The following is a 15,119-nucleotide window of genomic DNA, read 5'->3' as shown; positions in this document are numbered from 1 at the left end:
GATGAAAAATGGCGGATCACTCTCCCGGGCGCAGTTCGAACGCGTTTTCCATCGCCTGCTGACGGCCGCATTGGCCGCACAGGATGTTCCCGAGGACGGAACGACCCTCGCCGACGCAGGCCTGGACTCATTTCGGACCCTGGCATTGATGATGGATATGGAGGAGGAATTCAACTTTCTGTGGCCGGCCACGACAATGGCGAATGCCACCCGTTCCCTGTCCGTCACACGACTGCGGGAAGAGGTCTGGGATCTCCTGGAGCGTGGTGAGTCGTGAACGGTCGTCAGGAACACCGGCTCGGCGCGACGATCGAGGCCGAGGGCGCGCTCGACCTGGCGTACACCGACACCACTCCGATCGCCACCTGCCACTGGCAGTTGATCGCCAACGTGCTTGCCCTGCGGGGGCACCCGGGGTACTGGGAGAGACTCGGTCTCGCCTGGGGAGTGCGGTGGCGTGGAGGGGCGGTGCTCTTCGGCTCCATGACGTGGAACGACGTCCTGGCCGAGGCGACCGGCATCGTCGTGTCCATCCAGACGTTCGCCACCGCTGAGGCTGCCAGGGCGAGAGAGCTCGACCTGTCGGCCAGGGGCGTGCCGTTCCTCACGGAGGTCGACGCGTTTCACCTGCCTGCGCCCGCGTCCGGTGGCGAGAGCGGCTCCAGGCATGTCGTCCACGCCGTGCTGGTGGTCGAGCGGGGGCCCGAGTGGGTCCGCATCGTCGACCTGAACCTGGGCAGGCACGTGATGGCCCTCCCCGCGCCGAGCTACGAACGGATGCGGTCCGCCCCCTGCGAAGGGCGGGCCGAACCGTACAAGCTCTACGCCCTCCTGCGCGACCCCGATCGAAGCGGCTCGCCCGCCCAATTGCTGACCCTGGTCCGCGCCCAGCTGCGAAGCACCCACGAACGTTCGCAACAGGCGCTGCGGGCGTACACGGCGTGGGCGCGGGAGAGCGACGCGCCCATCGATGTGTGCCGGGTGGCCGGGGAGCGTTACCAGGCAAGTCGATTCTTCGAGTACCTGCATGCTCACGGCGTCCGTGCGGCCGGCTCGATGGCCGGGTGCTTCACGGACCTGACCGACGCCTGGTACATGCTGCACATGCTCGCCGAGCACGAAGGCTCGGCGCGGTCCAGTCATCGCGGGAGGCTGATCCGGATGCTGCAGCATCTCGCCGAGAAGGAGTCGTCCGCCGCGGAGACGGTCCTCGGATGAGCACGGAACGCCCTGGGACGGAGGCCGCGTCGGCCGGCTTCGCGGGCTTCACGCAGCGCCCCGTCCATGTCCTCGGGGTGAACGCCGGGCCCCACGACGGGTCGGCGGCACTGCTCCGGGACGGGGTTGTCGTCTCGATGGTCGAACAGGAGAGGCTGAGCCGGAACCGCTATGCGCCGGGTGAGTCCCCCCGCGAGGCCGTGCACTCCTGTCTGGCGGACGCGGGCCTCCGGGCGGACTCACTCGACGTGATCGCCGTGGGCTGGGACCTGCCCAGGCTCTCCGCGACCGAGGGCGCGGACTTCGACGAAGATCGCTTCAGATCCTGGCTGTTGGGTCCGGCGAGCGCCGACCGGTCCCGGTCCGTGCCCATCCGCTGCTACGACCACCATCTCGCCCACGCGGCCAGCGCCTTCTACACCAGTGGGGTGCCGTCGGCCGCCGTCATCGTGGCGGACGGCCGTGGGGAGTCGGCCGCAACGACGCTGGCGGTGGGCACTCCTGAAGGCATCGACGTGGTCAAGTCCTGGGGTACGCGGGACTCACTCGGCCATTTCTACGGCTGGGCGGCGGAGTGGGCCGGTCTCACGGTCTGGGGGGCCGGCAAACTCATGGGACTGGCTGCCTACGGCCGCCCCCGGCAGTCCGTACCCCTGGTCGTCGAGGCCGACGACTACGCCATCAGCGCCGCACCGCCCGCTGAAGCACCGGTGCGGATGCACTACGCGCTGAGCAGGAGCCGCCTGCGGGCGCATTTCCGGAAGGCCAACTTCCCCTTCCGTGAAGCCCAGGTCGCCGACGTCATGGCGTACTCCGACTTCGCGGCATCCGTCCAGGACGGACTGGAGGAGGCCCTCCTCGCCCTGGCTCGCGCCGCACGACGCATCACCGGGGCCGACACGCTGGCGCTGGCCGGTGGAGTCGCGTTGAACTGCGCCGCCAACGGCCGGCTCAGCAGGTCCGGGCTGTTCGCGGACCTGTGGATACCCCCGGTGCCCAACGACGCCGGCGTCAGCCTGGGCGCCGCCCTCCTCGCGGACCGGGAACTGCGGGGCCCCCGGTGGCGGCCGCCCGAAAGGATGCGCCACGCCTTCCGGGCGCCGCGGTCCGCCGCGCTGCGCGACGAGGAGCGGACCGGACTGTCGAAGTGGCATGTGGAGCAGTGCGCGCAGGAACTCCTGGCGCGGAAGACGGCGCAGCACCTCGCGGACGGGCTGGTGGTCGCCTTGTGGCAGGGCCGTGCGGAAATCGGACAACGGGCCCTGGGCGCACGCAGCATCCTGTGCGATCCGCGTCGCAGAGAAGCCCTGACCCGGGTGAACGAACTCAAGGGGCGTGAGGGCTGGCGCCCGTTGGCGCTCGCGGTCCCCGCGGAGCACTGGGGACAATACTTCGAGGGAGAGGCTCCCGCGCCCTCCGCCTACATGCTGGTCGCGGTGCCGGTGCGCGAATCCATGCGGGCCGGTGTGCCGGCCGGTGTTCACGTCGACGGAACGACGCGGCCACAGGTGGTCCACGCGCGGCAAACACTGTTCCACGCGATCCTGCGGGCCTTCCATGAACTGACCGGGGTTCCGTGTCTGGTGAACACCTCCTTCAATCTCGCGGGCCGCCCCATGGTCCTGTCTCGCGGCGACGCCCTCGAGACGTTCGCCCGCAGCGCACTGGACGTCCTCGTCATGGACGACCTGTTGATCCGAAAGCCCGACAGAGCGGTACCGGCCCGAGCGCGGGAGCGGCGGCCACGTGCGCTCTCCTTCACCCCGTGGAACGACGTTCCACGGCCGCAGACGCACCTCGGCGCAAGAGGGGAGAGCACGTCGTGACGCAGACCGCAGCCGCGCCGGACGACGACGCGGTCATCCGTCATGTACTCCAGGAACACGCGCGTCTCGGAGTGCCGGTGGACAAACTCGCCGACTCCGACGACCTGTACGAGCGGGGGATGACGTCGCTTGCCAGCGTCACCGTGATGCTGGCGCTGGAGAACGCCTGCGACATCGAGTTCGCCGACCATCTGCTGCGCAAGAGTACGTTCGCGAGCATCCGAGCCATGCGTGCCGCTGTGAACGAGATGCGCTCGGCAGGCGTTCTGTGACGGCGCCGTGCCGAGCGGATGTGGTCGAACGGGCGGCGTTCGTGGCGCGGACGTGGGCGGGACCGGCCGCCGCCGACGTCGACCGTCACGCACGTCTTCCCTCCGAGGCCCTGGCAGGTCTGCGCGAGGCGCGTCTGCTGTCCGCCATGGTGCCTGTGGACCTGGGCGGTGACGGCGCCGGAGTGGCGCAGATCGCAGGAGCTGTGGAGGCGCTGGCTCAACAGTGCGCCTCCACCGCGCTGATCTACGCCATGCATCAGATCCAGGTCGCGTGCCTGCTTCGGCATGCGCGCAGCGCCGCCCTGCGTCTCTTCCTCCAGGAGACGGCCGAGCGGCAACTCCTGATCGCGTCCGCGACGTCGGAGACGGGAACGGGCGGAGACGCCTCCTCCAGCAGATGCGTGCTGGAACGCCGAGCCGGGGGATTCCGGTTGGACAAGAGCGTCCCGGTGATCTCCTACGGCGCCCACGCCGACGCCGTCCTCGTCACCGCGGCCCGATCGTCCAACTCGCCCACGGACCAGGTCCTCGTGCTGTGCCGACGGCCCGAACTGCAACAAACCGGCGGGTGGGACACGCTCGGCTTCCGAGGCACGTGCGGACCGCCGTACAGGTTGCGCGGTCAGGGTCCCTTCGATCACGTCCTGGAGGACGGGTTCGCGGACATCCTGGCGCGGACCATGTTGCCGGTCTCCCATGTGCTGTGGGCCTGCGTATGGTTGGGCCTCGCGACCCAGGCCCTCGGCAAGGCCAGACGTTTCGTCCGGGAGAGCGCGCGACGCTCGTCCGGCGCCCTTCCGCCGGGTGGGTACCGACTGGTCGAAGTAGCGCGACAGCACCAGCGCCTGGCCGCTCTGGTGCGTTGCGAGGCACGCCGTTTCGATGAGACGCCGGCGGAGGAACTGGCCGAACCCCGGTCCGCGGCAGCCTCGAACAATGTGAAGGTCTCGGCATCCGAGCTGGCGGTGGATGTCGTCCATGGCGCGCTGGTCGTCACCGGTATGGCCGGCTACGCGAACGACGGGCCCTACTCGATGGGCCGCCTGTTGCGGGATGCGTACGGCGGTCTGGTGATGGTGAACAACGACCGCATAGCCGCCAACACCGCCCTGCTCCTGCTGGCCGCCGGGGAGGCGTGATGGCGGATGACATGCCGTCCTCGGCCTTTCTCACGGCCCTGGTGAAGAGCGGGCATCTGCTGCCGTTGGGCGCCGACGGTGTGTACGGCCACGGCTCCGCGTTCGAGGCGATCGTGGAAGGCGTCCAGCACGCCATCACCGAGCGGGGCGCCGATCAGCGGGCGACCAGCATGCGCCTGCCACCCGTCTACCCTGCGGCGGACTTCGCGAGAACGGGGTATCCCGTCTCCTTTCCCCACCTCGGCGGCGCGGTGTTCACGTTCCGCGAGGCCGAGCGACGGCGCCGTCCTGCGTCGGCCGACGCGGGGGACGAGGCTGCGCGGGACGAGTGGACGGCGTCCCTGGTCCCCTCCGACCTGGTGCTCGTACCCGCCGCCTGCCAGCCGGTGTACGCCCTGCAGCGGGGCGACCTGCCCGAGAGGGGACGCGTCCTCGACGTGCTCGCCCAGTGTTTCCGGCGGGAACCGTCCTGCGATCCCTTCCGTATGCAGACGTTCCGCCAGCGTGAGTATGTGTATCTGGGTGATGCCGCGGGCGCCCGCACCCATCTCGACACATGGCGGGCGCGCGGTGTGGAACTGCTGCGGGAGATGGGTCTGGCGGCCTCGCCGCTGGCTGCCAGCGACCCCTTTTTCGGACGCGCGGGACGACTGCTCGCGGCCAACCAACTGGACGCGGGCGCCAAAACGGAGTTGACCGTCCCGCTCCACGCCACCGGAACGGATGGACGGCGGACCTCGTGGGCGGTGGCCTCCTGCAACTACCACGGCGACCACTTCGGGCTCTCGTTCGGAATCAGCAGCGGTGGCGCCCCCGCCCACACCGCGTGCGTGGGCTTCGGGCTGGAGCGGCTGGCACTGGCGCTGTTGGGCACGCACGGCATGGATCCCGTGCGGTGGCCCGTATCCGTGCGGAAGGCGCTGTTCCTGTGAAACCGGTGATCTCCCTGCGCCCCGAGACCTACACACGGCATTCCCTGCACAGTCCCGACCGTGTGTGGACGGAGACCAACTGCAGTCTCGACGTCTGGATCGAGGTCATCCACTCCCTGGGGCTGGACCCGACTCCGGCGGCGGTCTGTGCCCTGTCGGCGGATTTCATCGGCGATCAGTGGCGTTTTCTGAAATTCCCGGTCGAGGACCTCAGGCGGCTCTACGGCCTCCACGTGGAGGAGATCAACGTCTGGCGCCCGCTGGGGCAACACATCGAGGAGCATCTCGCCGCTGGCCGGCTCGTCACCGTGGAGGCCGACGCGTTCTTCCTCCCCGACACGGCGGGCACCGCCTATCGACGCACGCACATGAAGTCCACGATCGTTGCCAACGCCGTGGACATCGCGGGACGGCGGCTGGCGTACTTTCACGGAGCGGGCTATTGGGAGCTGTCCGGTGCCGACTGCGACGCCGTTCTGCAGAGCGGTGTCGCCGACTCCCGCTGGATGCTGCCGCCCTACGCCGAGGTCGTGACGTTGGATCGTCTGGTGCGCCGTGACGCGGACCTGACCGTGAGCGCCGAGCAGCTCGCACGGGAGCACATCGGCCGGCGGCCCCCCGACAACCCGGTGGTCCGGCTCGCTCGGCGGGTCGAGGCCGATGCCCAGTGGCTTGCCCGGCAGGGAATCGCCGCCTTCCACCAGTACGCGTTCGGCAGCCTTCGGCAGTGCGGCGCGACCGCGGAACTGGCCGCCTCTGCTCTCGGCTGGCTGGCCGACCGTGGGGCCGGTCGGCTGTCCCCTGCCGCAGCGGCGTTCGCCGCTGCGGCCGCCGCGGCCAAGAGCGCGCAGTTCAAGCTGGCGCGCGCAGGGCGACGTGGCACCCGCGATGTGCACGGTGTGCTGGACACGGTGGCCGAAGCATGGGCGGAAGGCACCGCGCACCTGGCTGTGTGGTCCCGGCATCCGGCCGACGAGCGCGCCGATGTCACCGGCTGAGCCCCCGGACCCGTTCGGCGCGGCCCCGGACCTCCTCGCCACCGCTCGATGGACTCTGCTCGGCACCGCACCAGGCGTGGTCGAGGGCCCGGACTCGCTGCCCCGAAAAGCCGCGTGGATCCCTGCCCGGGTTCCGGGCACCGCGGCGGACGCCGTCCGTCGCGCCTACGGCGAACGGAAAGCCAGGGCGGAGGACTACGACGGCCAGGACTGGTGGTGGCGATGCGTCGTCGATCTCGACCCGCGGCCGGCCGGCTGGTGGCTCGCCCTTCACGGCTTGGCGACCATCGCCGACGTGTGGGTCGCCGGTGAGCACGTCGCACACAGCCGGAACATGTTCCGGTCGGTGGGCGTGCCGCTCGAAGGCCTGGCCGGGCCCACCGAGGTCGTCGTCCGATGCGCCGCCAGCACACCTGTGGTGGCGGGCCGCCGCCGTCCGCGACCGCGGTGGAAGTCCCCGCTCGTCACCCACCAGGCATGGCGCCACCTGCGTACCTCGTTGCTCGGCCGCGCCCCTGGATGGCCGGGTGGGGTCGCGGTGGTGGGGCCCTGGCGTCCGCTGACTCTGGCTCCCCTGGACCGACCTGTCGTGGTGGGACGAAGACTGAGGACTCGGTTGGAGGGGAGCACCGGAATCCTCGATGCGGACATCTTCTTCGCCGCCCCCACGGCCGCCTCCCGCAGCCGTGTGCACGTGAAGGACGTCGTGGTGGACTGCGAAGCGGCCTCGCCCACGCACCACACGGTGAGCGTGCGCCTGCCCGGAGTGCGGCGGTGGTGGCCGCATTCGCACGGTGACCAACCCCTCTATCCGGTCGAGGTCGAGGCCGACGGTGTGCGCGTCCTTCTGGGCAGAGTCGGCTTCCGTACCGTCGAGGCGACGGACGGCGACGGCGCGTTCGGGCTGCGGGTGAACGGCGTGCCGGTCTTCGTCGCGGGTACCTGCTGGATGCCTCCGGATCCCTTCTCGGTGCAGACCCCACCTGAGACGGCCGCGGAGTGCGTCCGGCAGGCCCGGGAAGCGGGATTCAATCTGATCCGGCTGGTGGGCGGCACACTCTACGAGGAAGCCGCCTTCCACGACGCCTGCGACCAGCTCGGCATGCTGGTCTGGCAGGACTGCATGCTGGCCACCCTGGACCCCCCGGACGACGACGACTTCGCGGAAGAACTCGCGGCCGAGGTGTCGGAACTCGCGGACAGACTGGGCGGCAGGCCCAGCACCGCGGTCGTCAGCGGGGGCAACGAAACCGAGCAGCAGCCCGTCCTCCTGGGGCTTCCGTCCAGCAGCTGGGAGGTGCGGGCCGTCACCGAGATCATTCCGAAGGTGCTGCGCTCCAGCGCGTTGGACGTTCCGTACGTCACCTCGACCCCCATGGGCGGAGGATTCCCCTCACATCCCAGGGCCGGCATCGCCCACTACTTCGGCGTCGGCGCGTATCTGCGTCCGCTCTCCGACATCCGTGTCGCGGGCGTACGCTTCGCCGCCGAGTGCCTCGCGTTCAGCATCCCGCCCGAGGAACAGAGCGTACTGCGTGCTTTCGGCGGGGCGCACGTGGCCGGCCATCACCCCGAGTGGAAAGCCGCCGTTCCCCGGGACCGGACGGCTTCCTGGGACTTCGAAGACGTCCGGGACCACTACGTCGGCACGTTGCTGGGCGTCGACCCCGCCCAGGTACGCCGCACTGATCCCGAGCGCTATCTCGACCTGGGGCGGGCCGCTGTGTGCGCCGCCATGACCGAGGTCCTGAGCCAGTGGCGGCGCCCCCGCGACCCCTGTTCCGGTGCCGTCGTGCTGGCGCTGCGCGACTTGCTCCCGGGTGCGGGCTGGGGGCTGGTCGACGCATATGGCCGCCCCAAAGCCCCGTGGTACGCCGTGCGCCGTGTGCTGGCGCCCACCGCGATCCTTGTGCACGACGAGGGCCTGAACGGAACGACCGTGACGGTGGTGAACGACACTGCCACCCCGTTGGCCGGCAACCTCACGGTCAGGAGTTGGACCGCTCAGGGAATGCTGCTGGACGACCGGCAGGCGGCACTGACCGTGGCCGCACGCGGCGCGACGGAGATCGACCTCGACCGGTTTCTGGGCGTCTTCACCGATGTCAACCACGCCTACCGGTTCGGACCCCGGACCCGCGAAGTGCTGCACCTGGCTTTCACCGCCGCTGCCGACGACAGCGTGCTGGCGGAACAAGTGGTCCTACTGGACGGACGAGCGCTGCCTGCCCGCAGAGGGGGACTGCGCGGCACGCTGCGTTACGTCTCCGGCAACTGGCAGATAGCTGTCACAGCCGACGAACTGGCCCAGTGGGTCGTGGTGTCCGCGCCCGGCTACCGTGCCGAGGACTCCTGGTTCCATATGGCTCCGGGAACAACGCGATCGCTGCGTCTGACCCCCGAGGAACCCAGCAGCGCGGTTCCTCCCGCCGCCGTTGTACGCGCACTCAACGTGCAGCCCACGTCCGCCGCGTCGGCGGACGCGTACCGCGATGCCTGACCCGGTGCGGGTCAGCCGCCCACGAGACCCGGCAGTCCGCGCAGCACGAGGCCGCCCGTCGCCCGACGGCTGAGGTACCGCTCCGCCGCGTGCGCATCACCGCCGTTGTTCACCTCCGGCTCGTCATCGCCTCGGATCTGAGGCCACCACGCCCGCAACGGTCCGGCGCAGGCCACCGGATCGCGCACGTCGCGCACCGCGGCCCACACGGGCACGTCGAGAGCGTGTACAGCAATGCGGTCACGCACCATGCGGAGGCCGAGCGGCGACCCCACCGTCACCAAGATCGATATTCCGTGCCCGGGATTCTGCCGGAGGTACTCGTAGGCGACGACCGAGCCGAGTGAGTGTCCGACCAGTACCCGGCAGTCGTCGGCCACTGCCTCACGCACGCGAGCGTCGACGGCCGCTTTCAGCTCAGTGTCGGTGAGGTACCGGCGTACCTGCCGCAGAACCCCGATGTACAGCACGGCCGCCGCCGCCCCGAAGCGCCGGTCGAAGGCCCTGAGCAGCTGTTGCAGCGGGCGGGGAACGCGCGTGTAACCCTTGTCCCCGCCGGCGCTCTCGGCCGGGCCGTCCTGCGGATCCATCGCCTCGGACAACCAGGCGCTCACTTCGTCGAGCTCTCCCTCGGCCAGGTCCTCGAGGTCCGGCTGAAGAGACCCGTGCCCGGACTTGAGACGGTCGCCGCCATCGGGCAGGTAGAGGTCCCCGTAGAAAGCAAGATCCAGTTCGGGGCGTTCCACGCGCTGCCCGAGGGCGCGCTCCAAACCGTCGGCCAGTGCGGGCTCCCATGTGCTCAGGAGCTGATGTCGACCACGATGGTGCAGACCGATGCCATGTACGCCCGTCAAAGCCGCCATGCCTGCCCTCTCTGCCGCAGAGTCTCCTCAGTGTGGCCGATCGCAGCCGTCCGGGGACCTGGTTCCGCCCGCAAGCCACCGCCCTGCTCGCCACGCGCTCCGCATGATCCCGACCCGCACGGCGGTGACCGGGCGCACTCCGAAGACGCCGCGGGGTGGGGAGCCGCGACGGACACCTCCCGGTGCACCGCCGGCCCGGCACACGCGTGACGGTTACCGGCGCCGTCGCCGAGACGCCGGGCGGCACGTACCTCTGCGACGAGGGCAGGCCACGGCGCCGCAGACACCGGCCGCCGTACCGCCCGAGCCGTTCTGCCCCGGGCTCGGCCGTCCGGCGCGGCAGACCGGCACGGTGGGAGCGCGGGGGCCCCGGCGCATCGCCGTATGGCGACCGCGAAGGGACTGGCGGGCACGTGCATGACGTCGGTCCGGGGTCCGGGTCGGAGCGTCCGGCACGGTGGGTCGGGTCACCGCGGCCACGCGAAGACGGAGCGCGGGCTGACGGCGTCCGGCTCGCCGTCCGGCTGCTCGTTCGGCTCGGCGGGCGCGGCCCGGCGGGGCGGCGACCCGTGCCATGGACGAACGCCGGACGCGTCAGCGGCGACCGCACTCCGCCGGAGCGGCCGCTACCGTGCCGCCGGCGGTGGTGCCGTGCTGTCCCGCAGCACCAGGCGCGTCGGCACGAGCGTCGTTCCGTGTTCCGAGCCGTCGGGGCGCATCTTGCGCAGCACGGCCTGCACGCAGAGACGGCCCACCTCGGCGAAGTCCTGGTGCAGGGTGGTGAGCGGGGGAAGGAAGGAGCTCGCCTCGGGGATGTCGTCGAAGCCGATGACGCTGACGTCCTCCGGCACCCGGCGGCCACGTTCGTGCAGGGCGCGCAGCAGGCCCAGGGCCATCTGGTCGTTGGCCGCGAAGACGGCCGTGCACTCCTCGCGGGCGGCGAGGTCAAGGCCGGCCCGGTAGCCGGACTCCGCCGACCAGTCGCCCCTGACGAGGGGCGGTGCGGTGCGGCCGGCCTCGGTGAGGGCGGCCCGCCAGGCGTCCGCGCGGCGCTGCGCGGCGAACGAGCCGTCGGGGCCGCCCAGGTGCCAGACGGTCCGGTGCCCGAGGTCGAGGAGGTGCTGGACGGCGGTGCGGGTGCCGCTGGCCTGGTCGGTGTCGACGACGGTGTAGTGGTCGCCGGCGTCGGAGTCCACGACCACGACCTGGACGTGCGGCGGCAGTTTGACGGTCGCCGCGTCCAGCAGGTGCACCTCCATGATGACGATCACCGCGTCGACGGCCAGTTCCTCCAGCCGGGAGAACGCGCCGCGCACCTCGTCGGTGGTGGGCACGGCCACCGGCAGCAGGGTCACCGCATACCCTTCGGCGGCCGCCGAAGTGGCGATCGCCTCCAGGGTGCGCACGTTGCCGGTGGTGGACAGCGTGAACGTGATGACGCCGATGGTGCGGAACTCCCCGCGCTTGAGGGCGCGCGCGGCACTGTTGGGCCGGTAGCCGAGCTCCTGCATGGCCGCGAGCACCTGCTGCCGGGTCTCCTCGTTCACGCCCGCGTAACCGTTGGAGACCCGCGAGACGGTCTGCGAGGACACCCCGGCGAGCCGGGCGACGTCAGCCATGGAGGCCGTCGCCCGGGGGCGTCTCGGCACCTTCGCGGGTGTTCTTTCAGCCATGTCCACTCGGTGTGCCCACCTCTCTGTCGACTCAGGTGTCACGGTCTCCCCAGAGGACCCTTGACCATCGTTATCGGGGCAGTGTAGACATGCCGCCATCAGATGTTTACGTAAACATAACAGCTTGCCCAGCCTCTTGCGTGGCCGATGTTTACGCAAACATCATGGTGGCGGTGGGGTGCTCGGAAATCTCCGCGCAACACCGCCGGTTCCAGGACTGGACGAGCGAGGAACGACATGACGACGCTGCAACCGCCGGTGGCCGCCGAGCCGCGGCCGGCACCTCCTCCGGCGAAACGGGACCGCCGCTCCTGGACGGGGTGGGGTTTCATCGGCCCCTTCGTGGCGGTGTTCGCGCTGGTCTTCCTGGCGCCGATCGGATACTCGATCTACCTGAGCCTCTTCCGGGACAAGCTGATCGGCGGCAACCAGTTCGTCGGCCTGGACAACTACACGCAGGCCCTCCAGGACGGCCAGTTCTGGTCGGCCGTCGGCCGGGTGGCGCTCTTCCTGGCGGTCCAGGTGCCGATCATGCTGGGCATCGCCCTGCTGGTGGCGCTGGCGCTGGACAGCGGCCGGCTCTACGGCAAGAGCTTCTTCCGGATCACGATCTTCCTGCCGTACGCCGTGCCCGCCGTGGTCGCCACCCTGATGTGGGGCTTCATGTACGGCACCAAGTACGGCCTGGTGGGGGACATCAACTCCGCGTTCGGCACCACACTGCCCAACCTGCTCTCCCCCGACTGGGTGCTCGCCTCCATCGGCAACATCGTGACCTGGGAGTTCGTCGGGTACAACATGCTGATCTTCTACTCGGCGCTGCGAGTCATCCCGACCTCGCTGTACGAGGCGGCGGAGATCGACGGCGCCGGTCAGTGGCGGATCATCAGCTCGATCAAGCTGCCCGCGATCCGGGGCGCGATCGTCATCGCGACGATCTTCTCGATCATCGGCAGCTTCCAGCTCTTCAACGAGCCGAGCATCCTGCGTCCGCTGGCGTTGAACGCCATCACCACGGACTACACGCCGAACTTCTACACGTACTCGCTGTCCTTCAACGGCCAGCAGCACAACTACTCCGCGACGGTCGCCATCATCATGGGCGTCATCACGATGATCGTCGCCTACGCCGTCCAGCTGCGCGGCATGCGCAAGGGAGCGTGACCCGATGAGCACCTCTGTCACCGCCTCCCCCGCGAAGAGCACCGCGCCCAAGCTGCGGACCCCCCGTAAGAAGCACACCCCGAGCAAGCCGAAGCGCAGTCGGCTGCTGACGGTGCTGATGGCCCTGATGGTCCTCTACACCGTGGTGCCGCTGATCTGGCTGGTCATCAACTCCACGAAGACCCAGGCGGGCCTGGCCGACTCAGGCGGCCTGTGGTTCGCCCACGACTTCGCCCTGTGGGACAACATCCGGGACACCTTCACCTACCACGACGGCATCTTCGGCCGCTGGCTGCTGAACACCCTGCTGTACGTGGTGCTCGGTGCGGGCGGCGCGACGCTGCTGGCGGTGCTGGGCGGGTACGCGCTGGCCAAGTTCCAGTTCCCCGGCAAGCGTGCGATCTTCGCCGTGGTGATCGGCGCGGTGGCCGTGCCGGGTACGGCGCTGGCGGTGCCGACCTTCCTGATGTTCAGCAAGATGGGGCTCACCGACACCCCGTGGGCGGTGATCATCCCGTCGCTGGTGTCGCCGTTCGGCCTCTATCTGATGTGGGTGTTCGCCGCGGAAGCGATCCCGACCGAGCTGCTGGAGGCGGCCCGGATGGACGGGGCGAGCGAGGTGCGGACCTTCTTCCAGGTCGCGCTGCCGCTGCTGGCGCCCGGGATCGTGACCGTGCTGCTGTTCACCACGGTCGCCACCTGGAACAACTACTTCCTCCCGCTGATCATGCTGAAGGACCCGGACTGGTACCCGCTGACGCTGGGTCTGAGCGCCTGGAGCTCCCAGGCCCAGACCATCGGCGGTGACGTGATCTTCAACCTGGTGATCACGGGCTCCCTGCTCACGATTCTTCCGCTGATCGCCGCCTTCCTGTTCCTCCAGAAGTACTGGCAGTCCGGCCTCGCCGCCGGAAGTGTCAAGGAGTGACGTACGGCGGCCCCGAGCCCCACATGTGAGCAACACCGGCACCACCCCCACCCCTCACCTGTCCCACCCACGAAGAAGTGGAAGCACCATGCGCAGAACAACGAGCCGCATCCTGCGCGGCATCGCCCTCGTCTCCACCCTCGCCCTGGGCGTCACCGCCTGCGGCAGCTCGGACGACGACTCCGACACGAAGGCCGTCTCGGCCGGCGACATCCAGGCGGCCCTGGACAAGGGCGGCAGCATCACGGTCTGGGCCTGGGAGCCCACCCTGAAGACCGTGGCCGCCGACTTCCAGAAGAAGTACCCGAAGGTCAAGATCAACCTGGTCGGCGAGCGGTCCGGCGACAAGCACTACACCGCGCTGTCCAACGCGATATCCGCCGGCAAGGGCGTGCCCGACGTCGCGCAGGTCGAGTACTTCGCCCTGGGCCAGTACTCCCTCACCAAGGGCCTCGCGGACCTGGCCCCGTACGGCGCGGACAAGCTCGCGTCCAAGTACACCGCGGGTCCGTGGAACGCCGTGAGTGACGGTGCCAAGGTCTACGGCCTGCCGATGGACTCCGGCCCGATGGCGATGTTCTACAACAAGACGGTCTTCGACAAGTACAAGATCGCCGTCCCGACCACCTGGGACGAGTACGTCGACGCGGCCGCCAAGCTGCACAAGGCCGACCCGAAGGTCTACATCGCCAACGACGCCGGTGACGCGGGCTTCACCACCAGCATGCTGTGGCAGGCCGGTTCCCGTCCGTACAAGGTCGACGGCACCAAGGTGAAGATCGACTTCGCGGACGCGGGCGCCAAGAAGTACACCGACACCTGGCAGAAGCTCATCGACCAGAAGCTGCTCGCGCCCATCAACGGCTGGACCGACGACTGGTACAAGGGCCTCGGCGACGGCACCCTCGCCACCCTCACCACCGGCGCCTGGATGCCCGCCAACTTCGTGACCGGCGTGGCGGACGCGAAGGGTGACTGGCGCGCGGCCCCCATGCCGGCCTGGACCAAGGGCGACAAGGCGAGCGCGGAGAACGGCGGCAGCTCGCTGACGGTCCCGGCGCTGAGCAAGAACAAGGAACTCGCCTACGCCTTCACCGAGTACGCGAACTCCGGCGCCGGTGTCGCCACCCGGGTCAGCGAGGGCGCCTTCCCCGCCACCAAGGCGGAGCTGCAGTCGCCGTCGTTCCAGAACAAGAAGTTCGACTACTTCGGCGGCCAGGAAGCCAACAAGATCTTCGCCGAGTCCGCCGCGAACGTGGCGAGCGACTGGTCCTACCTCCCGTTCCAGCCGTACGCCAACTCGATCTTCAACGACACGGTCGGCAAGGCCTACGTCTCCGGCACCAAGCTGGCGGACGGTCTGAAGGCCTGGCAGGACGCCTCGATCAAGTACGGCGACGAGCAGGGCTTCACGATCGAGAAGTAGTCGGGAAGCAGTCGACACGCAGTAAGTCGGCACGCAGTAAGTCGGCATGCAGTAAAACGCCGGGCGGCGCGGCACCCGGGCCGCGCCGCCCCCCGGCCCCCCCTTCGGAAGGGCCGCCATGTTCTGCACCCGACAGTCCCGCATGCTGGGCGGGGGGGGCGGTGTCCCCGCTCCGCGTCT

At 69.7% G+C, this 15,119-nt stretch carries 13 protein-coding genes; 11 read left to right on the top strand and 2 right to left on the bottom strand.

What is annotated here, in order from left to right:
* Nucleotide 1 precedes the first annotated feature (1 nt).
* The 8 genes from ACIBTS_RS19940 to ACIBTS_RS19905 are packed head-to-tail and all read left to right on the top strand — an operon-like array spanning nucleotide 2 to nucleotide 8,885.
* Nucleotides 2–277, top strand: coding sequence for a hypothetical protein (locus ACIBTS_RS19940; RefSeq protein ID WP_399320894.1), 276 nt, complete (start codon nucleotides 2–4; stop codon nucleotides 275–277).
* A complete protein-coding gene (locus ACIBTS_RS19935) occupies nucleotides 274–1,218 on the top strand; it encodes a hypothetical protein (protein ID WP_399320893.1) in 945 nt (314 codons plus the stop codon). The genes ACIBTS_RS19940 and ACIBTS_RS19935 overlap by 4 nt, the downstream gene beginning before the upstream one ends.
* A complete protein-coding gene (locus ACIBTS_RS19930; protein WP_399320891.1) occupies nucleotides 1,215–3,044 on the top strand; it encodes a carbamoyltransferase in 1,830 nt (609 codons plus the stop codon). Before ACIBTS_RS19935 ends, ACIBTS_RS19930 begins: the two co-directional genes overlap by 4 nt.
* Entirely contained in the window at nucleotides 3,041–3,316 is a 276-nt protein-coding gene (locus ACIBTS_RS19925; RefSeq protein ID WP_319670697.1) for an acyl carrier protein, read from the top strand. The genes ACIBTS_RS19930 and ACIBTS_RS19925 overlap by 4 nt, the downstream gene beginning before the upstream one ends.
* Nucleotides 3,317–3,336: 20 nt before the next feature.
* Entirely contained in the window at nucleotides 3,337–4,455 is a 1,119-nt protein-coding gene (locus tag ACIBTS_RS19920) for an acyl-CoA dehydrogenase family protein (RefSeq protein WP_399320889.1), read from the top strand.
* Nucleotides 4,455–5,387, top strand: a complete 933-nt coding sequence (locus ACIBTS_RS19915) for a hypothetical protein (RefSeq protein ID WP_399320888.1) — start codon at nucleotides 4,455–4,457, stop codon at nucleotides 5,385–5,387. The genes ACIBTS_RS19920 and ACIBTS_RS19915 overlap by 1 nt, the downstream gene beginning before the upstream one ends.
* Nucleotides 5,384–6,385: a DUF1839 family protein gene (locus ACIBTS_RS19910; protein ID WP_399320887.1), complete on the top strand. Its 1,002-nt coding sequence runs from the start codon at nucleotides 5,384–5,386 to the stop codon at nucleotides 6,383–6,385. The genes ACIBTS_RS19915 and ACIBTS_RS19910 overlap by 4 nt, the downstream gene beginning before the upstream one ends.
* A complete protein-coding gene (locus ACIBTS_RS19905) occupies nucleotides 6,372–8,885 on the top strand; it encodes a glycosyl hydrolase 2 galactose-binding domain-containing protein (RefSeq protein ID WP_399320886.1) in 2,514 nt (837 codons plus the stop codon). The genes ACIBTS_RS19910 and ACIBTS_RS19905 overlap by 14 nt, the downstream gene beginning before the upstream one ends.
* A gap of 11 nt (nucleotides 8,886–8,896) precedes the next feature.
* Here ACIBTS_RS19905 and ACIBTS_RS19900 read toward each other — a convergent pair whose 3' ends face one another.
* Both ACIBTS_RS19900 and ACIBTS_RS19895 read right to left on the bottom strand, forming a co-directional pair.
* Nucleotides 8,897–9,748 carry a hypothetical protein gene (locus ACIBTS_RS19900; protein ID WP_399320884.1) on the bottom strand — a complete coding sequence of 284 codons (852 nt, stop codon included), beginning with the start codon at nucleotides 9,746–9,748 and terminating at the stop codon, nucleotides 8,897–8,899.
* Nucleotides 9,749–10,374: 626 nt separating this feature from the next.
* The gene (locus ACIBTS_RS19895) at nucleotides 10,375–11,367 is read right to left on the bottom strand and encodes a LacI family DNA-binding transcriptional regulator (protein ID WP_399320883.1); all 993 of its coding nucleotides are present in this window, start codon (nucleotides 11,365–11,367) and stop codon (nucleotides 10,375–10,377) included.
* Nucleotides 11,368–11,658: 291 nt separating this feature from the next.
* On the opposite strand from ACIBTS_RS19895, the gene ACIBTS_RS19890 reads away from it, so the two are divergent.
* From ACIBTS_RS19890 to ACIBTS_RS19880, 3 genes are all read left to right on the top strand, one after another.
* On the top strand, nucleotides 11,659–12,585 hold the full coding sequence (locus tag ACIBTS_RS19890) for a sugar ABC transporter permease (protein WP_319670690.1): 927 nt from the start codon (nucleotides 11,659–11,661) through the stop codon (nucleotides 12,583–12,585).
* A 4-nt stretch (nucleotides 12,586–12,589) separates the two neighbouring features.
* Nucleotides 12,590–13,513 carry a carbohydrate ABC transporter permease gene (locus tag ACIBTS_RS19885; protein ID WP_399320880.1) on the top strand — a complete coding sequence of 308 codons (924 nt, stop codon included), beginning with the start codon at nucleotides 12,590–12,592 and terminating at the stop codon, nucleotides 13,511–13,513.
* Between the two features lie 88 nt (nucleotides 13,514–13,601).
* The gene (locus ACIBTS_RS19880; RefSeq protein ID WP_399320879.1) at nucleotides 13,602–14,939 is read left to right on the top strand and encodes an ABC transporter substrate-binding protein; all 1,338 of its coding nucleotides are present in this window, start codon (nucleotides 13,602–13,604) and stop codon (nucleotides 14,937–14,939) included.
* Nucleotides 14,940–15,119: the final 180 nt, after the last annotated feature.

The sequence above is a fragment of the Streptomyces sp. NPDC050121 genome, assembly GCF_044460385.1.
In the GTDB taxonomy this organism is placed as follows: domain Bacteria; phylum Actinomycetota; class Actinomycetes; order Streptomycetales; family Streptomycetaceae; genus Streptomyces; species Streptomyces soliscabiei.
The sequence above is the reverse complement of the archived record's forward strand: the minus strand, read 5'-3'. Positions and strand labels throughout refer to the sequence as shown.

Excerpts from the sequence above, each read along its gene's own strand:
- ACIBTS_RS19940 (WP_399320894.1), top strand. The coding sequence starts at position 2 with ATGAAAAATGGCGGATCACTCTCCCGGGCGCAGTTCGAACGCGTTTTC.
- ACIBTS_RS19930 (WP_399320891.1), top strand. The coding sequence starts at position 1,215 with ATGAGCACGGAACGCCCTGGGACGGAGGCCGCGTCGGCCGGCTTCGCG.
- ACIBTS_RS19915 (WP_399320888.1), top strand. The coding sequence starts at position 4,455 with ATGGCGGATGACATGCCGTCCTCGGCCTTTCTCACGGCCCTGGTGAAG.
- ACIBTS_RS19905 (WP_399320886.1), top strand. The coding sequence starts at position 6,372 with ATGTCACCGGCTGAGCCCCCGGACCCGTTCGGCGCGGCCCCGGACCTC.
- ACIBTS_RS19900 (WP_399320884.1), bottom strand. The coding sequence starts at position 9,748 with ATGGCGGCTTTGACGGGCGTACATGGCATCGGTCTGCACCATCGTGGT.
- ACIBTS_RS19895 (WP_399320883.1), bottom strand. The coding sequence starts at position 11,367 with ATGGCTGACGTCGCCCGGCTCGCCGGGGTGTCCTCGCAGACCGTCTCG.
- ACIBTS_RS19890 (WP_319670690.1), top strand. The coding sequence starts at position 11,659 with ATGACGACGCTGCAACCGCCGGTGGCCGCCGAGCCGCGGCCGGCACCT.
- ACIBTS_RS19885 (WP_399320880.1), top strand. The coding sequence starts at position 12,590 with ATGAGCACCTCTGTCACCGCCTCCCCCGCGAAGAGCACCGCGCCCAAG.
- ACIBTS_RS19880 (WP_399320879.1), top strand. The coding sequence starts at position 13,602 with ATGCGCAGAACAACGAGCCGCATCCTGCGCGGCATCGCCCTCGTCTCC.